General features: G+C 72.4%; 15 protein-coding genes. 6 read left to right on the forward strand and 9 right to left on the reverse strand.

Features of this window, described 5'->3' with window-relative positions:
• Positions 1–64: 64 nt before the first annotated feature.
• From ACF089_RS05230 to ACF089_RS05250, 5 genes are all read right to left on the reverse strand, one after another.
• Positions 65–3,091 (reverse strand): BTAD domain-containing putative transcriptional regulator, encoded by a 3,027-nt coding sequence (locus tag ACF089_RS05230; RefSeq protein ID WP_392022081.1) that lies wholly within the window; start codon positions 3,089–3,091, stop codon positions 65–67.
• A 309-nt stretch (positions 3,092–3,400) separates the two neighbouring features.
• Positions 3,401–4,195, reverse strand: a complete 795-nt coding sequence (locus ACF089_RS05235; RefSeq protein WP_392022084.1) for an SAM-dependent methyltransferase — start codon at positions 4,193–4,195, stop codon at positions 3,401–3,403.
• A gap of 143 nt (positions 4,196–4,338) precedes the next feature.
• Positions 4,339–4,695, reverse strand: a complete 357-nt coding sequence (locus ACF089_RS05240; protein WP_392022087.1) for a hypothetical protein — start codon at positions 4,693–4,695, stop codon at positions 4,339–4,341.
• 24 nt (positions 4,696–4,719) lie between these two features.
• Complete coding sequence (locus tag ACF089_RS05245; RefSeq protein WP_392022090.1) at positions 4,720–5,262, reverse strand: TetR/AcrR family transcriptional regulator; 543 nt, start codon at positions 5,260–5,262, stop codon at positions 4,720–4,722.
• Positions 5,263–5,501: 239 nt separating this feature from the next.
• Positions 5,502–5,837, reverse strand: coding sequence for a tetratricopeptide repeat protein (locus ACF089_RS05250; protein WP_392022093.1), 336 nt, complete (start codon positions 5,835–5,837; stop codon positions 5,502–5,504).
• Between the two features lie 161 nt (positions 5,838–5,998).
• Here ACF089_RS05250 and ACF089_RS05255 point away from each other — a divergent pair, with 161 nt between their 5' ends.
• From ACF089_RS05255 to ACF089_RS05265, 3 genes are all read left to right on the forward strand, one after another.
• Positions 5,999–6,964, forward strand: coding sequence for a pirin family protein (locus ACF089_RS05255; protein ID WP_392022095.1), 966 nt, complete (start codon positions 5,999–6,001; stop codon positions 6,962–6,964).
• Between the two features lie 359 nt (positions 6,965–7,323).
• Positions 7,324–7,656, forward strand: a complete 333-nt coding sequence (locus tag ACF089_RS05260; RefSeq protein ID WP_392023423.1) for a hypothetical protein — start codon at positions 7,324–7,326, stop codon at positions 7,654–7,656.
• A gap of 146 nt (positions 7,657–7,802) precedes the next feature.
• The gene (locus tag ACF089_RS05265) at positions 7,803–8,078 is read left to right on the forward strand and encodes a tetratricopeptide repeat protein (protein ID WP_392023368.1); all 276 of its coding nucleotides are present in this window, start codon (positions 7,803–7,805) and stop codon (positions 8,076–8,078) included.
• Positions 8,079–8,446: 368 nt separating this feature from the next.
• Here ACF089_RS05265 and ACF089_RS05270 read toward each other — a convergent pair whose 3' ends face one another.
• The 3 genes from ACF089_RS05270 to ACF089_RS05280 all read right to left on the reverse strand — a co-directional run bounded on the left by ACF089_RS05270 (position 8,447) and on the right by ACF089_RS05280 (position 11,346).
• Positions 8,447–9,235 (reverse strand): hypothetical protein, encoded by a 789-nt coding sequence (locus ACF089_RS05270; protein WP_392022098.1) that lies wholly within the window; start codon positions 9,233–9,235, stop codon positions 8,447–8,449.
• Between the two features lie 64 nt (positions 9,236–9,299).
• Complete coding sequence (locus tag ACF089_RS05275; RefSeq protein ID WP_392022101.1) at positions 9,300–9,971, reverse strand: response regulator; 672 nt, start codon at positions 9,969–9,971, stop codon at positions 9,300–9,302.
• A gap of 100 nt (positions 9,972–10,071) precedes the next feature.
• Positions 10,072–11,346: a sensor histidine kinase gene (locus ACF089_RS05280; RefSeq protein WP_392022103.1), complete on the reverse strand. Its 1,275-nt coding sequence runs from the start codon at positions 11,344–11,346 to the stop codon at positions 10,072–10,074.
• A 258-nt stretch (positions 11,347–11,604) separates the two neighbouring features.
• On the opposite strand from ACF089_RS05280, the gene ACF089_RS05285 reads away from it, so the two are divergent.
• The 3 genes from ACF089_RS05285 (at position 11,605) to ACF089_RS05295 (ending at position 16,428) form a co-directional block, all read left to right on the forward strand.
• Entirely contained in the window at positions 11,605–12,048 is a 444-nt protein-coding gene (locus tag ACF089_RS05285) for a hypothetical protein (RefSeq protein ID WP_392022106.1), read from the forward strand.
• Between the two features lie 65 nt (positions 12,049–12,113).
• Positions 12,114–14,933 (forward strand): hypothetical protein, encoded by a 2,820-nt coding sequence (locus ACF089_RS05290; RefSeq protein ID WP_392022108.1) that lies wholly within the window; start codon positions 12,114–12,116, stop codon positions 14,931–14,933.
• Between the two features lie 256 nt (positions 14,934–15,189).
• Positions 15,190–16,428, forward strand: coding sequence for a cytochrome P450 (locus ACF089_RS05295; RefSeq protein ID WP_392022110.1), 1,239 nt, complete (start codon positions 15,190–15,192; stop codon positions 16,426–16,428).
• Between the two features lie 129 nt (positions 16,429–16,557).
• On the opposite strand, the gene ACF089_RS05300 is transcribed toward ACF089_RS05295, so the two are convergent.
• Positions 16,558–18,204, reverse strand: coding sequence for a penicillin-binding transpeptidase domain-containing protein (locus ACF089_RS05300; RefSeq protein ID WP_392022111.1), 1,647 nt, complete (start codon positions 18,202–18,204; stop codon positions 16,558–16,560).
• Positions 18,205–18,274 lie beyond the last annotated feature (70 nt).

Consider the following 18,274-nt stretch of genomic DNA (forward strand, 5'->3'; position numbering starts at 1 on the left):
GCCCAGGGACCGCGCCAGGAGAGCGGGCCCGGGGCATCCCGCCCGGGCAGCCGTCGCGCCCCGGTCAGCCCTCCCGTACCAGGGGCACGACCGGGGCGATCGCCGGTCCCGCCAGCTCGGCCAGGGCCTTCTCGGCCCCGGCGCCCTCGGCCAGCCCCAGCCGGTGATAGATCGCCACCGACTCGCCCAGCCGGTCCCTGGCGCTCTCCCGCCGCCCGAGCACCGCCAGCGCCCTGCCAAGCGTGGCGAGGGCGCGCGCCTCGAAGCGCAGCATGCCGATCTCATGGCTCACGGCCCGCGCCTCCTCGGCCGCCGCGACGGCCCCGGCCGCGTCCGGGCGGGCGAGCCGGATCTCCGCGATCCGGTACAGCGTGCCCGCCTCCAGGAAACGCGTCCCCAGCTCACGGCTGAGCGCCAGAGACCTGGTGTAGCAGGCCGTCGCGGCGTCGGTGTCGCCCGCCAGCCCCAGGGCCCCGCCCCGCATGACGAGGGCCTGCGCCTCGCCCATCCGGTCGCCCAGCTCCCGATAGAGCCGGATCGACTCCGTACTGGCGCGAATCGCCCCCTCCGGCTCCCCCACCGCCGTGTACGCGAAGGCGAGGCTGCCGAGGGCGTTCGCCTCCCCGGACGGATTGCCCACCCTCCGCTGGAACTCCGCCGTCTCGCACAGCAGCTCCACCGTGCGGCGGTCGTGGCCGCCGTCGCGGGCGGCGGTGATCAGCGCGTTCACCAGCATCACCTCGGCGAGCACCAGCGGGTGCTCGTGCTCCCGGCAGAGCAGGATCGCCCGCTCGATGTGCCCGGCCGCCTCGGCGGACCGGCCGAGCTGCCACAGCGCCCCGGCGAGCATGTAGCGCGTGGCGGCCTCGGCCCGGGGCAGACCTGCGCCGCGCGCGGCGCTCGCCACCGCGTCCCCCAGCTCCACCATGTCGGCCCAGGCGTAGGCCCGTTCCAGCAGCGGATCGAGCCCGAGCAGCACATCGGCCGCCTGTCCCACCAGCCCGGGCGCTCGCCGGACGGTCTGGAGCAGCAGCCGGAGCACACCGTCGCGCTCCCGCTCGAACCAGTCGTGGGCCGAGCGCGCGTCGGGGAACTCCGCCCCCGACGCCGGGCCGGCGTCGAGCAGCGAGGCGATCAGATGGCCGGGACGGACCGCCCGGTAGGCGTCGCGGACCGTCGCCAGCAGAAAGTCCAGCAGCCGCGACAGAGCGGCGGTGATCCGCTCCTCCGTGTCCGTCTCGGCGCAGAGCCCGCGGGCGAAGAGCCGGAGCAGGTCGTGATAGCGATAGCGGCCCAGCCGCGGGGACTGGAGCAGACCGGTGTGGATGAGATCGTCCAGCAGCCGCTCGGCGTCGAACTCGTCGATGTCCAGCAGCGCGGCCGCGAAGGCCAGCGACACGGTCTCGGACTCGGGGAGCGCCAGCAGCCGGAACGCGCGCGCCGCCTCCGGGCCGAGCTGGTCGTATCCGAGCCGGAAGCAGGCCTGGACGTCCAGTTCGCCGGAGCGCAGCTGATCGAGCCTGCGCCGCTCGTCGGACAGCTGCCGCAGGGAGTCGGCGATGCCCGAGCCCGGCCGGGCCACGATACGGGCGGCGATGATCCGCACGGCGAGCGGGAGATGACCGCAGACGGCCACCAGCTCCCGCGCCGCCTCCGCCTCGGCCGCGACCCGCTCCCGGCCGACGATCGAGGCCAGCAGCTCCAGGGCCTCGCCCGGGTCGAAGGGATCGAGGTCGACCGAGTGCGCGGGCATGGCCGCCAGCCGTGCCCTGCTGGTCACGATCACGGCGCAGCAGGGATAGCCGGGCAGCAGCTGTCTTATCTGCTCCGTGCCGGCCGCGTTGTCCAGGACCACCAGCATCCGCTGCTCGGCCAGCATCGTGCGGTAGAGCGCGGCGCGGGCGTCCAGATCCTCCGGAACGCCCGCCTCGGGGACGCCGAGCGAGCGCAGCAGATGCCCCAGCACGGTGTGCGGGTCCGCCGGGCGGTCGGTCACCCCGGCGAGGTCGACGAAGAGCTGACCGCCGGGGAAGCGGGCGCGCAGCCGGTGCGCGACATGGACGGCCAGGGCGGTCTTGCCGGTGCCGCCCATGCCGGAGATCGCGACGATGGGCACGGCGGGGCCCGCGGGGGCGTCGAGGGCCGCGGCGAGCCCGTCCGCGAGCCGCTCCCGGCCGGTGAAGTCGGCGATGTCGGCCGGAAGCTGCGCCGGGGTCGGAGCCGGAGCCGGTGTCGGTGTCGCGACGGCGGCGGGAGCCGGGGCGGGGCCCGACCTCGGCGAGGGGGCCGGTTCCGGGGCGGATCCGGCCCGGTCGGGCAGCAGCTCGGGGTCGGAGCGCAGGATCCGCTCGTAGAGTTCGGACAGCCGGGGGTCCGGGTCGATGCCCAGTTCCCGGACGAGCACGGAGCGGGTGTCGGCGTACACCTCCAGCGCCTCGGCCTGCCGTCCGCACTGGTAGAGGGCGCGCATCAGCAGCAGCCGCAGGCTCTCCCGCAGCGGGTCCCGGGCGATCGCCGAGGTCAGCTCCGCCACCGCCGGGCGGGCGTCGCCCAGTTCGAGGTCCAGCTCGATCCTGGCTTCGAGCAGGCTCAGCCGGCGCTGGGCGAGCCGCTCCCGCCAGACCTCCGCGAAGGGGCCGGACAGCCCGGTGAGCGGCGCGCCCCGCCAGCGCCCGACGGCCCGGCTCAGCAGGATCTGGGCCTGGCGCGGGTCGTGGGCCCGCCGCTTCTCGGCGGCCGCGCTCTCCTGTTCGGCGAGCGTCACGTCCAGCGCGCTCGCCGGCAGCCGCAGGGCGTACGAGGATCCGGCCGAAACCAGCAGGGTGGGGCCGCCCGTCCGGCGGTGCTCCGGCTCCAGGAGGGTGCGGATGCGCGATACGTAGGTCCGTACGGTCGTCGTGCCGGCCCTGGGGGAGTCCGGCCCCCACAAGCCGCCGACCAGCTCCTCCATGGTGACCGGCTGGCCTCCGGCCAGGAGAAGCATCGCCAGCGCCGTGCGCTGCTGCGGTCCCGCCAGGGAGAGTTCCTCGGTTCCCCGCCAGCCGCGGACCGTGCCAAGGAGGGTGAAGGTGAAGGGAACGTCCGTACTCACGTCGCAGAGCCCTTTCCTTGATCCAAAATGGCCAGTCTGACATGGGCGTTGATCTTTTGTTGACGTATGCCGATCGCTTTGGCCATTTCGGCGATCCCTGACGGAGTCTTTGTTGACACTCTGTTGACTTGTTCTGAACGGAACGGGCGTCAGCGCGATCGGCCGCCGGCTCGGGGCCGAGTGCGCGGGCAGGGGGCGCGGGACGGTCCGCCGGTCGGCGCCCGGTGTTCGGTGTGCGGCCCCGGGACGGCGGACGGCCCGCCCCTCGGTGAAGGGACGGGCCGTCCGCCGTCCACGGAGGTACGGACCTCAGCGCTTGACGGCCACGAAGCCCCACTGCTCGACCGGCTCGCCGGTGACGGGCTCCTCGGGACGCCAGTTGCTGATCGAGCCGAAGCCCGGCTCCAGCAGTTCGAGACCGTCCGAGAAGGAGCGGACCGTCTCCGAGGGGCGCGAGACATAGGGCAGCGCGCCGCCGCTGGCGTACTCGTCCGAACCGGCACGGGTCTCCGGCGTCTCGATCGTGTCGCACAGGATCAGACAGCTGCCGGCGGGCAAGGCGTCCAGATAGCCGCGCAGCAGGGCCGCGGCCTCGGCGTCGTCCGCGACATGGCCCAGCGTGGAGAGCAGCATCAGCGCGACCGGCCGGGACAGGTCGAGCGTCTTGGCGGCCTCGCGCAGGACCGTCGGCGAATCCGTCAGATCCGCGTGCACATAGTCGGTGGCCCCCTCCGGCCGGCCGACCAGCAGCGCGCGGGCGTGGGCCAGCACGATCGGGTCGTTGTCGACATAGACGATGCGGGCCTCCGGCGCGGACCGCTGGGCCACCTCGTGCGTGGAGTTGGCGGTGGGCAGCCCGGTCCCCAGGTCGAGGAACTGCCGTATGCCCAGCTCCTCGGCCAGATGCCGCACCGCCCGCGCCTGGAACTGGCGCGAGGCCCGGGCGATGTCGATGATCTGCGGGAACATCTCCTCCAGCCGCGCGCCCAGGGCCTGGTCGACGGGGTAATTGTCCTTGCCGCCCAGCCAGTAGTTCCACACCCGTGCCGAATGGGGCGTGGTCGTGTCGATCTGCACCACTGGTTCCCGCTGGTCCGCGTTCATCGTGCTCTCCTCGTATCGGCCCCCGAACAGCCGTACGGGGGGCATGCCCATGTTTCACCACAGATCACGCGGATGCCAACGGCGGGGGCCGACAACTCTCGCACCGAACGCCCCTGGTGGGGGCGCTTCTCTCCGTCGGGGCGTCAGTTCGGCCGCTGCGCGCCCTCGATGAGCGCGACCGTCGCCCGTGGATCGGCTACCTGGACGATCAGCCGGGCGTACCGCTCGCCGGTCAGCTCGATGACCACGGCCTTGGACGCGTCACGGACGTCCCAGAACACCCGCTCACCACGGTGGTAGAAGGTCCCGGAGGTGATGAAGCGGGGGAAATGCGTGCCGGCGGCCCGAATGCCCTTCGGTTCCCTGGCGGCTCCGGGATCGGCGGTCGCGCCGCGCACATGGTCCAGCGGGATGTCCAGCCGCTTCTTCAGAGCCCAGACCCGGTCGAATCCCGTCATCTCCACGATCAGTCTGCCGCCGTCGATGCCTACCTGTGCCATGTGCGCTCCCAGTGGATGAGGGTGTCAGTGATGGTCGAGACGTCGTCCGAGAGCCGCGCACGCCCGTTCCGTCGCCCCGGGCGGCGCGCCCGCCCGGCCGCGGATCCGCAGACCGAGCGCCGCGGCGGTGAGCGCGACCGCCAGGCCGCCGGCCCCGCCCTCCGGATCGTCCGGCCCGGCCGCGGCCCGGTCGAGCGCGTCGAGAGTGCGGGTGACCAGCTCGGCCACCTCGGCGTCCACCGGCGCGCGCTCGACGGCCGCCAGCAGCAGCAGATCGAGCCCACCGCCCCCGTCCGGCGCGCTCAGGGCCTCGCGCAGCCCCGCGCCCGGGTCGCCGGCCCGCGCCACCCGGTCGATCAGGGGGGCCATGTCGTGCTCCAGATACCAGCGGAGCGCGGCCAGGTAGAGCCCGCGTTTACTGCCGAACGTCTTGTACAGACTGTTGCGGTGCAGTCCCAGATGAGTGACCAGATCGTCGATGGAGACCCCGTCGTAGGCCCGGCCCGCGAACAGCTGTGCCGCCGACCTGACCACCTGGGCCTCGTCAAATCCTCGTGGGCGTCCCATGGCATGACCGTACGCCGTTGAGGAACGATCGGTCAAGAACGATCGTTCCTCAACGGCATGCGGCATGCGGCATGCGGCATGCGGCATGCGGCATGCGGCATGCGACATGCGACATGCGACATGCGACATGCGGCGTACGGCGTATGGCGTACGGCGCGGCGTGCGGCTCGGGGCGCACGGTCCCGGGTGCGCGGAAGGCCCGGCACGCCGTGCGGCGTACCGGGCCCCTGGTCCCGCGGTCACTCCCCGGACATCGCCGCGGCCATCCGCAGGTGCGGCGCCGCGTCCTCCGGCCGGCCCTGGCGCTCCAGCGCCCGGCCGAGCATCAGCCGGGCGTAGTGCTCCACCGGGTTCAGCTCCAGCACCGCGCGCAGCTCGGTCTCGGCGCGGCCCAGCTGGGCCGAGTGGTAGTAGGTGCGGGCGAGCAGCAGTCGCTGGGCGACCTGCTCCGGCGCCTCCTCGACGAGGCCGCGGAGGATGCGGGCGGCCGTCGCGTACTCCTTGGCCTCGAAGAACAGCTGTGCACGGTCCCACCGCTCGGCGGCGGTGCCGAACTCGTAGTAGGTCTCGCTCACTGGTTCTCCTCCTCGGCAGGGGGGCCGGTCGCCCGGTCCGCTTCTCTGGTGCACCGATCACTGGTGCACCCGCGTCAACGAGGGATGGTAGTTGAATATTCCACTAGCCTGTGGGCGTGGGGGCCGACGAGAGCCGCCCGTACAGGAATAGGTTGAGCGCCATGAGCAATCTCGATCGTCAGGCCGTCCCCTCCGTCTGCGGTGGGCGCGGTTTCGTCGTCGCGGAGCCCGTCCGCGAACTCCTCAGCCCCCGCCGGGTGCGGCTCGGCGAGTCCACCGAGGTGCGCCGGCTGCTGCCGAATCTCGGCCGCCGGATGGTCGGGGCCTGGGCCTTCGTCGACCACTACGGCCCGGACGACATCGCCGACGAGCCGGGCATGCAGGTCCCTCCCCACCCCCACATGGGCCTCCAGACGGTCAGCTGGCTCCACGAGGGCGAGGTGCTGCACCGCGACAGCACCGGCAGTCTGGCGACCATCCGCCCCCGCGAACTGGGCCTGATGACCTCGGGCCGGGCGATCAGCCACTCCGAGGAGAGCCCCCGGCGGCACGCCCGCTTCCTGCACGGCGCCCAGCTCTGGGTCGCCCTCCCCGACGCTCACCGGAACGTGGCCCCCCACTTCCAGCACCACACCGACCTCCCGACGGTCACCGCCCCCGGCCTGACCGCCACCGTCCTCCTCGGCTCCCTCGACGGCGCCGAGTCCCCGGGCGCCGTCTACACTCCCATCGTCGGCGCCGACCTCGCCCTCACCCGCGGCGCGGACCTCCATCTGCCGCTCGACCCCGACTTCGAGTACGCCGTCCTCTCCATGTCCGGCGAGACCCACGTCGACGGCGTCCCCGTCCTCCCCGGCTCCATGCTCTACCTCGGCTGCGGACGCACCTCCCTCCCCGTGCGCGCGGAGTCCGACGCCGGTCTGATGCTCCTCGGCGGAGAGCCCTTCGAGGAAGAGCTGGTCATGTGGTGGAACTTCATCGGCCGCACCCAGGCCGAGATCGAGACCGCCCGCGACGACTGGATGACCGGCTCCCGCTTCGGCGAGGTCAAGGGCTACGACGGCGGTCCACTGGCCGCCCCGGAACTGCCCCCGCTCCCCTTGAAGCCGCGAGGCCGAGTGCGCTGACCTGCGGCGACGCCGCTGTACGGGGCTCCTCGGTCGACCTGGCCGGTCGCGGGTCGCTGTCCCGGTCGGGGGTCTGGCCGGGGTCTCGCCGCGGCTCTCTCGAGAGTTCGTCGAGCTGTGCCGACTCTCCCGTGTGTCGCCGGCTGTGGGCGCCTCCGGGCGGACTCTCGCTGACCTCTTGCCGACTTTGCTGACGACCCATCAGGCGGAATATCGATGCGTGTCAACTGGTCCGAGCGCTCATGGTCTGTTCGCTGATGCGATGACATCCGACTGATGCTGACCTCGGACCCCCCGGCCGGGGAATGCGGGGCGTGGGGGTCGAGGAGGGGCGGTAGCCGGCACCCAACCGGAACCTTGTGGCATCCCCACAAGACGACCGCTCCCCGAACGGGTTGCTGATCCCCGCCGGCGGTTCCACCCCATGGTCGCCAAAAGCGGCCCACCTCAACAACCTCGCCTGGGCCCAGAACCGATGTGCCCACGACCCACACGCCGCCCTCGAAACCGCCGACGCCGCACTCACCGTCGCCCGCAGCTGCGAAGACGCCCTCCAGACGGGCTGGGCCCTGGGGTACGGCGCCGGCGCGCTGCGCCGTCTCGGACGGATGGACGAGGCCATCGCCCGGCTCCGCGCATCAGCCGCCTGTCACCACGACAACCCCACCCCCAGGGCAGACTCGCCGAGCTGACCGCCCTCAACACCCTCGGCGAAGCCCTGCTCCAACACGGCCATCCCGATCGGGCTCTTGAAGCTGACCTCCACAGCCTGGAGATCTACAACAAGGGAATCCCCGGCCAGACACCTCATCTCCTCGCCATCTACCACGCCGTCACCCTGCAACACCTCGGCAACGGCTACGCGGCCCTCGGAAGATGGCGAGAAGCCGAAGCCCCCCTGCGTACATCCTGGGAAATCCTCGAAGAACTGGACATCCCGGCGTGGCTCGGCCCCACCCAGCTCGAACTCGGACGCGTCCTGCGCCGGCTCGGCCGCCCCGACGAGGCCCGCACGGCACTGGCCGCCGCCCTGCGCACCCTCACCGCGCACCACCACCCCCTCCAAGCCGAAGCCGCCGCCGAACTCCGAACCCTCGACGGCGCCCACCGCTGATGCCGGGTACCGGCCGTCGCGGGAAGACGTCGCGGGAAGACGTCGCGGGAAGACGACCGGTCTGGTCCCGGGATCGGGCACCTCGCCGTCGTCGAGCTTCGGCAGGCCCCGAGAGCAGGAGGAGCCCACGCGGGATCGGATACGGCCGGACCGTCCTTCGGCACCGTGTGAAACCGGACTCGGTGCCGCCCCGGGAGAACGGCGGACACCCGCGTGCCGAGGACGCTGTGGAGCCGGTGTCGTGGTCGGTCCGGGTTTCGGACGGCCGACGTGAGGGGTCCGCTCCCCCCGTACCGGGGAGGAGCGGACCACCGCGCGACTGCGAAGGGTGAGCCTCCGGGGCTCGGGCCCCGTCAGGCCCTATCGCCTCACGTCAGTCCCAGGGAACTGGCCTGATCGTTCATGGCGCTGCCGACGTAGGGAGTGCTGGAGGTGTAGAGCTGGCGCGCCCCCTGGAAGTAGGGGTCCGAGAACAGCTCGACGTAGCAGTTGTTCGCGGGGATGAGAGAGCTGATCTGGTTGTCCCAGTCGCTGCCGAGTGAGGCGACCTCGTTGTCCCGCTTCCCGTTGTTCTTGCACGGCCCGTCGCTCACGATCGCGATGACGCGCCCTTCGTAGTGGGCGTGCTCGTAGACCAGGGCGTGCAGGACGCTGTTCGCCGCACGGGAGTCGGCGCCCGCGGCGCCTGCCGTGCCCGCGTTGGCGAGAGCACGGGAAGGCGCGTTCAGCTTGGCCAGGAACCGCTTGTCCGCGGCGGCCTTCTCCGGCGCGGGCGCATCCGTGATCCGGCCGCCGGTGGCGGCGGCGATGCTTTCGCGAAAGGTGTCGTAGCAGGTGGTCCTGTCGGTTTCGATGTTCTTGACGCAGTAGGAATCCGGCCCGGCCCCGGTGCCTGGGCCGCCGCGGCGGGGGACGGCGCCAGCAGGACGCTCGCGCACGCGGCGGCCATCAGCCCGGTCACACCTGTTCTGACTCTCACGTTCTTCCTCATCTTCGGCAAAGGGCGAGGCGCTCGGCCGGCCACACCGGTCGTCCCGTTCATCCGGTGGTCTTCCGGAAAAGGGAGACGCCTTCCGGCCGGATTCCGACAGCGGTGTGCTTCCGGCGCTCTCGCCGCGCAGGGCCCCGGTCAGGGGCTTCGTGACCCATTCCAGCACCGGGCTACCGCCGTCACCAGGCACAATGACCGGCACAAATACGGTGCGTGATATTTGTGCCGGATCAGTCCGGCCGGCGCGAGCCGGGGGTGACCAGGCCCATTTCGTACGCCACGATGACCGCCTGGGCGCGATCGCGCAGGCCGAGTTTGGCGAAGAGCCGGTTGATGTGGGTCTTGACCGTATGGTCGGTGACCGTGAGTCGCTGGGTGATCTCGGTGTTGGACAGGCCCTGAGCGATCAGCAGCAGCACCTCGGACTCGCGGGCGGTGAGGGAGCCGAGGTCGGGGACGGGGAGATGAGACGGGCGCCGTCGGGAGAACTCCTCGATCAGCCTCTTGGTGATGTCCGGGGCCAGCATCGCCTTGCCGGCCGCCACCAGCCTCACCGCGTGCAGGAGTTCGGGGAAGGTCGCGTCCTTGAGCAGGAATCCGCTGGCGCCCGCGGCGAGGGCGTCGAACACGTACTCGTCCAGGCTGAAGGTGGTGAGCATCAGGACCTTGGTGGCGCCGGCGGTGTCGTTCACGATGGTGCGGGCCGCCCGGATGCCGTCCATTCTCGGCATTCTGATGTCCAGCAGGGCGATGTCGGGGCGGCGTTGGGCCACCAGGCCGACGGCCTCCGCGCCGTCCCCGGCCTCCCCCACCACCTCGATGTCGCCCTGGGTGGAGAGCAGATTCACGAATCCGGTCCGCACCACGGTCTGGTCGTCGGCGACGATCGCCCGGATCACCATCCGGCTGCCTCCTGAGGTTCAGGTGCGGCTGCCGTCCAGCCGCGGCGGATGTCCATGATCTCGTACGGAGGCGGCACACCGGGTTCCGCGCGTACGGGCCTCAGGGCGACCCGCCCGGGGAGGGTTTCGGGGCCGCCCGGTGCGGAAGTTCGGCCTCGATGAGGAAGCCGCCCGCCGGGCCGCGGCCGCAGCTGAACCGGCCGCCGAGCAGCGCGGCGCGCTCGCGCATGCCGATCAGGCCGTGTCCGGTGCTCTCGGGTCTCCGGGTGTTCCGCGCGGGGCCCGGCCCGTCGTCCAGGATCCGCAGGGCGATCCGGTCAGCGGCGTAGTCGAGGTCGATCCGGACGGCGGCGCCCGGTGCGTGGCGGCGGGCATTGGTCAGTGCCTCCTGGACCGTGCGGTAGACGGTCAGCTCCAGGGGCGCGGAGCGCGGCGGCCGGACGCCGGTGGTGCGGAGTTCGGCGTCGCCCCCGGCCGAGCGGTGGGTCTCCAGAAGTTCCGGCAGCGCGTCGAGATCGGGCTGGGGGGCGAGCGCGGCCCGGTCCTCGGCGTCCTCGCGCAGGACGTCGAGCAGGCTGCGCAGCTCGTTCAGGGTCGACCGCGCCGACTCCGCGATCTGCTGGAACCCGTCGCGGGCCTGCGGGGACAGCAGCGGGGTGGTGTAGGTGGCGCTCTCCGCCCGCACGGCGATCACCGACACCGAGTGGGCCACTATGTCGTGCAGCTCGCGGGCGACGGCCGCGCGTTCGGCCGCGACCGCCTGCCGTCGCTCCATCTCCACCAAGCGCAGCTGGGCGGCCCGCCGTTCGCGGCGGGAGTCCTCGCGGCTGCGGAGGGCGTCCGCGGCGCTCACGGTCGCCACGATGACGACCGAGAGCACGAACGCCTCGGTGAAGTGGGAGAGCCGCCCGCCGGTGCCGAGCGCCGCCTGGGCCTCCCCGAGGTCGTACACACCCCTCGCGATATGGCCGAGGTTGACCAGCAGCGCGCCGGTGACTCCGGCGCCCGCCACCAGGACCGGGTGGAGCACCCGGCGACGGGTCAGCGTGTACAGGCCCATCAGGCCGGCGAGGGCCGCGGCGAAGAGGAGTTCCGGGTGGAAGAGGAAGTTCAGCAGGGCGGCGGCGACGGTGACGCAGACGAGCCGGGGCCGGGTGCGGCGCCACAGCAGGGGGAGGAGGGCCGCACCGGCCGTGGCGAGCACGGGCGCCGAGGTGATCCCGCCGAGGGTGATCTCCAGCATGCCGAGGGCGAGCAGCAGCAGGACGGCGACGGCCGGTCGGGCGCGTGCGGGCAGGGATCCGAGCCGGGAGCCGGCCGACCGCCGGGGCGGTTCGGCCGGGGCCGGCGGGCGGGTCGGGGGCCTCGGCTTCATGGTGGTCATTCTGGGCGGCGGACGGCCCCCGGGCGTCACCGCACGGTGTGACTCCGGGCCGGTTTCCCGTACCAGGGGTTGACGTCGTGGATCGCGTCACCGGCTGGATCGGAGGAAGAGAGGGCGCTCTTCCGGATGGGCGACCGCCCATCCACGGGGCAGTCGTCCGAGTGGCGCGGGCGGCCGCCTTTTGCTGCCGATTCACCGCAGGCATGGCTACGCTGTGGGGTCTGGTTGACCGATGGCGGGGCGGTATGCATGGATCCGATCGTGGTGGCTGCGGGAAGCGCGCTGGTCGGCGCGATGGCTACGGACGCGTGGGGGCAGGTGAGGGCGGCGACGGTGGCGGTGTGGCACCGAATACGTCCCGAGCAGGCGGATGACATCGATGCTCAGCTTCAGCGGCTCCGCACCCAGACGCTCGCCGTCCGCGAGGACGAGGGTGACGGCGCCGGAGAGGAACTCGTCGCCGTCTGGTCCGCCCGTCTGCATCTTCTGTTCCAGCACGATCCGTCGGTCGCCGCGGAGCTGCTGCGACGCCTGCTGGAGGAGGAGTTGAACCCCCGGCTGCCACAGGCCGGTCCCGATCCCCGCCGAGACGGGCGGGACCACTCGCGGCATTCGGTGTGCGTGAACGCTCACGGCCGAGACAATGTCAAGATCTTCCAGTCGGGCGGGGACCAGCACATCAGCGGCGTGTGACCGGCGACGACGGCGAGAGGCCGCACAGTATTCGCCTCGAAGCTCATGGCGCCGGAAACGCACGCATGTACCAGGCGGCGGGCGACATCTACATCGACGGTGTGCCCCGCGGCGGCTCCGGCCCCGGCCTGCTCCGACTGAGCCTTGCGAGCGCTTTCTTCCTCCTCGGCGTGCTGCTGGCGCTCAAGGGGCTGGTCGGTCACGACAGCCCGGAGAGAACCGTGCTCGTCGGGCTCGGGGCGACATGCGCCGCGGGCGGACTCCTCGCACTCTCCTCGTCGATACGCCGATGGAGGCGCTCGCGGCGTTACACGCCCGGGCGAGTGCGACGTCTCGAACACCAGCTGGCGGACGCGGCGGAATACCTGACCCGGGAACTCCTCGCGCAGGGCGGCCGCGAGGAGCGGTTGCGCAGGCTGCAGCACCCGAGCCCGCTGTCCGTGCGATGGGACACCGCCGACGATCTGTCGGACCACTGGGCCAATGTCCGGGGCCGCGACGAAGCCGACACCCCTCTCGATCTCTCCGGCGACTTCCCCTCCATCGGCGACGTCTTCGCGGCCGTGCCCTCGCGTCGGCTGATCCTCCTGGGCCCGGTGGGAGCGGGCAAGTCCGCACTCGCCCTCCACTTCGCCCTCGGCCGTCTGAGGAGTATCACCGCCGAGGACGCGATTCCGGTGATCCTGTCCCCCGTCTCCTGGGATCCACGGGCCGAGAGCCTCGCCGCCTGGGCGGCCCGGCGGCTGGCACTCGATCACCCGGCGCTCGCACGCCGGACGGTGGCCGACGTTCCCGTCGCGTCCGAACTCCTCGTCAGGGGGAGGCTGTTACCGATTCTGGACGGGTTCGACGAGATGCCCGTCGAGTTGCGGCCCGAGGCGCTGCGCAGGCTTCGGGACGAACTCGGCCGGGGCGAGCCCCTCATCATGACCAGCCGGGAGGACGAGTACCGGGCCGCCGTCGACACGGCGCACACCGGACTGCCCGGCGCCGCCGCGGTGCGCCTGCGACCGCTGGGGGCCGCGGACATCATCGGATACCTGCGGCGCACCGCCACGAAGACGATCGCCGAGGGCCGGCCGACGACCCGATGGGACCCGGTACTGGAAGCGATACGCCATCCCGGCGATTCCCCGCGGCCGGTACAGGCTCGGTTGGTGCGCGAAGCGCTGTCGACTCCGCTGATGGTCTCCCTCGCCCGTACCGCCTACAGCGCCACGGCCCGTGAACCGGCGGAGTTGCTGGACGGCCGCCGATTCCCGACGCCTTCGGCGATCGAGGAGCATCTCCTCGACCAGCTCATCCCTTCGGTCACCGACCGCCCCGAGCGAATGACCCGGGGGCTGGCCTTCCTGGCCCGCCGACTCGGTTCGCTCGGCACTCAGGATCTCGCGTGGTGGAACTTCGGCGGCAGAGCGCCGAGGGCCATCGCGGCTCTGGGCCTCGCCCTGCCCCTCGCCGGGGCCTCGGCGGTGATGCGATGGCTCTTCCCCGATCTGCGCATCTCCTGGTTCGGAGCGGTCCTGCCGCTCTGGCTGACGTTCGCCATGCTCTGCCCGCTGCCTCTCGCCCAGTTCGCGGCCGACTCCCGTCGACGTGAGGCGACTCCCGTTCCCCGATGCTTCGAGCGGCCGGAATCGCTGGCCCGCCTTCTCCTCGTGAAGCTGGGCATCATTCCGCCCATCGCCGTCCACCTGTGGTGGCTGTCAGGATTTCCCCTGCCGGCCGCTGTCGCCGTCTACGTCGCGGTGGTCGCCGTCGTGCTCCATCCACGGGTACAGGTCGCCACCGCCCAGAGCCCTCCACGGATGCTGCGCCAGGACCGAGCCGCGACGCTGGCGTCCATGGGGCTCGTCAACATCGCGACCCGGGGCCCCGCTGTCTGGATGGGCGCCGTGCTCATGCTGTTGCCCGTGGCGGTTCTCGGGTACTGGCAGAGCTCGGGCGGACGCGACCACTCCGGGACGGTCCACTGGGCGGTCGCGATGGGCGGGGCGGCCGGGGCGATCGCCGTGTGCGGAATGTCGCTCTCCGCCTGGGGCGGCTACACGGCGGCGCGGGTCGGGCCATGGGCGGCCGGCATGCTTCCCTGGGACGTGGTGGACTTCCTCGACGACGCGCACCAGCGCGGTGTGCTGCGTCGGTCGGGCGGGTTCTATCAGTTCCGCCACGCCAGACTCCAGGAACGCCTGGCATCCTCCGACGAGAGCGAGCCGACGGGCAGGACCGGCGGCCCGGTTCCCGGACGAGCGCCGCTGGACCACGAGGCCGACGGCACACGGCTTCTGCTGCCTTCCGCCTTCGCTGTCGGCCTGGCTGGCCTGCTGTTCGGCATGACGCGAATCCCCGGTGTGCCCGGGCCGTACACGGCGCTGCCTCCCGGCTGTGAGCTGCTCGACCGGAGCGATGTCTCGGCCGTGCTCTCGGATCCGGAGAGAGTGACCGACTTCCTCAGCGCGGATCCGGTCGCGGACTGTGCGTGGGTATCGGGTGAGGACGGCGCGGGCGTCGTGTTCCGGGCCAGGGTCCACAGGCCCGTGCCCGGACGGAGCGCGGCCGAGGCCGCCGAAGTGCACTACGAGACTGAGCTGCCGACCGGGGAGCCGCGGGGGCCGGGCCCGCCCTCGCCCACGGAGGCTCCCTCGTACGAGCCCCCTACCGCGTTCACTCTGCCCGAGGCGCCCGACATCGTCGACGAGACGGCCACCCGGGTCGACATCCCCGGGCCGCACCCGCTGATCGTCACCGTGGTCCGGGCCGGCAATGTCGTACTGACCATCAGCTATGACGGCCGCGCCGGGGACCGTCCTGAGGACGCGTATCCGAGGCTGGCCCGCATCAGCCACGATCTTGCGGTGTCCGCCGCCCGGAAGCTGCCCGGGTAGCCCCGCACACCGTCTCCGTGAACCGCGCCGGTCGGCGGACCCGCGAGAGCAATCCCGAGTCGGCTCGAAATCCGGACAAGAGGCTGGTTTTCCTCTATGCGATCCCGAGTGGGCGCAGCACAATCCCCGGTACCGATTCCCCGCCGTCGCCGCGAAGTCCATCCACGCAGCGGCGCGCCCCGGCGCCCGGGAGCGAGGCCGCACCCTCGTGGCCGCTCCCGCCGACGGGCCGCCCCCGCGTGACCGGAGGTGTCTCATGACCACCAGCCACGAGGTTTCCATCCCGGTCCTCGACAGCGACGGAGGTGACCGGCTGTACGAGCAGATCGAGGAACTCCGCGCCACCGGGCCCGCCACGCGGGTCCGGCTGCCCCAGAACGTCATCGCTTGGTCCGTCACGCGCGGCGATGTCATCAGGAGGCTGGTCACCCATCCCGATGTCACCCGGAACGCCCGCGGCGTCTGGCCCGGCTATCAGCCGGGCGCCGTCCCCTGGCTCTCCCCCTGGGTCGACGTCCGCTCCATGGCCACCTCCGAGGGGGCCGAGCACACCCGGTTACGAAGGCTGATCGGCCCCGCCTTCACACCGCGGCGCATGGAGTCGCTGCGGCCCTCGATCGAGTCGATTGTCACCGACCTCCTGGACGGTCTGGAGGCCCTGGAGGACGGCACGGCAGTGGATCTGCGGGCGCACTTCGCGCACGGTGTGCCGACCCGTGTGATCTGCGATCTCTTCGGCGTTCCCGAGGACCAGCGCCCCGCCATGCTCTCCGTCGTCGACGCGATCCTGGCCACCGACGTCCCCCAGGAGAAGTCGGCGAGGATCACGAGCGGGCTGAACACCGTCATGCGCCGCCTCGTGGAGGCGAAGCGACGGGAGCCCGGCGATGACATGACCAGTCTGCTGCTCACCGCACATGAGGGGGACCGGCTCACCGAGACGGAGCTGATCTCCACCCTGCTTCTGATGATCGGCGCCGGGAGCCAGACCTCGATCGCGCTGATCGGAAACGCCGTCCGGGCGCTTCTCACCCATCGTCAGCAGCTGAGCGCGACGCTCGCCGAGCCCGCCCGTTGGGCCGATGCCATCGAGGAGACCCTGCGGCTCCATCCGCCGGTCGTCCATCTTCCGCTGCGGTTCGCGATCCGTGACATCGATCTCGGCGAGGGCGTCACCATCGCGGCCGGGGAGGCCATCCTCATCGGGTTCGGGGCGCACGGCCGGGACCCGTCGTGCCACGACGCCGCGCACAGCTTCGAGATCGACCGCACGGACAGGGACCATCTGGCCTTCGGGCACGGCATCCACTACTGCCTCGGCGCCCCGCTCGCCCGGCTGGAGGCCGCCGTCGCGCTGCCCGCCCTCTTCGACCGGTTCCCGGACATCGCGCTCGCGGACGAGGGGAACGCCCCGGACCCGCAGCCGTCGTTCATCGGCAACGACGTCCTCGCCCTGCCCGTTCTCCTGCGTCCCCCGGGCCGTGCGGCGCGGTGAGCCGACCGTACCGGTGAACGCGTACCGCCCGTCCGTCGCGGGCGGTACGCCCGGTCATGCGCGCGGCCGGCGACGACGAGCAGTACCTGAGCTGTCGCCACCGCCCCCCCCGCGATGGTGCGTTCGCGCTCAGCCGCCCGCGGCCACCGCTTCGAGGAACTCGGCCGCCACCGGGCCCGCGTCCGCGCCGCCCGACCCCCCGTCCTCGATCAGCACCGAGAAGGCCAGATCGCCCTGGTAGCCGATGAACCAGGCGTGGGTGCGCGGCGGCGACGCGGTGCCGAACTCGGCGGTGCCCGTCTTGGCGCCCGGCTCGCCGGGCAGCCCGCGCAGCGCCGCGCCCGAACCCTCGGTGACGACCGCCCGCATCAGGGAACGCAGTTCGGCCGCCGTACCGGCGGGCAGCGGGGCCGTGGCCTTCGCACGCTTCCCGGCCGCGTCCGGAACCAGCACCGGCTGACGGAACGTCCCGTCCTTCACCGTCGCCGCGACCGAAGCCATCACCAGCGGACTCGCCTCCACGCGGCCCTGCCCGATCATCGCGGCGGCCTTGTCGTTCTCGCCGGCGGCGCGTGGCACGGAGCCGTCGAACGTGGTGGCGCCCGCGTTCCACTCCGGGCCGATGCCGAACCATCCGGCCGCCTCGCTGAGGCTGTCGTCGTCCAGCCGGTCGCGCAGCCCGATGATGCCGGTGTTGCAGGACCGCGCGAAGCCCTCGCGGAACGTCGAACCGGCGGGCAGCGCGAACAGGTCCTGGTTCTCGAAGCGCTGGCCGTTCACCTGCTCGTAGCGCGGGCAGGGCACCGGGGTGTCGCCCCGCACCCCCTTCCCGATCAGCGCGGCGGCGGTGATCACCTTGAAGTCGGAGCCCGCCGCGTACCGTCCGCGCAGGGAACGGTTCGCACCGGTGGGCGGATTGTCGGCGGCGGCGAGTATCTCCCCGGTGCTCGGCCGTACGGCCACGACCGCCGCGTTCTCGTCCAGCCCCTTCAGCGCCCCCTCGGCGGCCCGCTGGACAGCCGGGTCCAGGGTCGTTCGAACCGCCTCGCCCCGCCGGCCCTCGGCGGTGTGCAGGGTGGCGAGCGTCCGGCCGGTGCTGGTGCCGACGATGGCGACCGAGTCCGCGGGCTTCCCGGCGAGCCGCTTGTCATAGCGGTACTGGAGACCGCTCTTCCCCGGGCTGCCGACCAGCGCCGGGGCCAGCCCGTCGAGCGGGCTGCCGTCGGCGGCCCGCAGCTCACCGCGGTTCCCGGTGTCCGGCCGCAGGGCCAGTTCGCTGCCCTCGGTGAGCCGGGGATGCAGCACGGCGGGACTCCAGCGCACCACCCAGCGCCCGTCCGCGCGGACCACGGGCGCCGACGAGTCGTACGCCCAGACGCCGCCGCCCGGGAGACGGAACGTGGCGCGGAACCGGTGACCGCCCTGATCGGTGCGCGCGCCCCGGACGAAGGAGACCTTCCGCGCCGGCAGCTTCTCGGCCAGCTTCGTCAGCCGGGCGGCGGCCGCCGAGGGCCGGTCGGTGTGCGCCGCGGCCCGCTCGGCGTCGCCGCCGGCCCACGCGTCGAGGAAGCCGTCGACCGCGGCGGCTCGCGCGTCGGGCTTCCCGTCGTCCCCGCCGAGCAGGCTCCACGCCGCCGCGCCGCTCCCGGCCAGGACGACCAGGGCGACGGCGACGGGCAGCAGCCGCCGCCGGGGCCGGCCGGACCGCGTACCGGAGCCGTGGCCGGGGGCCGCGAGGCCGTGGTGTGCGTTGGTGTCGTCGTTGTTGTCGGACATGGCCCCAGCTCAGCAGCCCGGACGGCTCCCAGGCCAAGAGCCCTGTCCCGTCCGCGCTCATAGCGGAAAG

Source organism: Streptomyces sp. NPDC014894 (assembly GCF_043080985.1).
GTDB lineage: Bacteria > Actinomycetota > Actinomycetes > Streptomycetales > Streptomycetaceae > Streptomyces.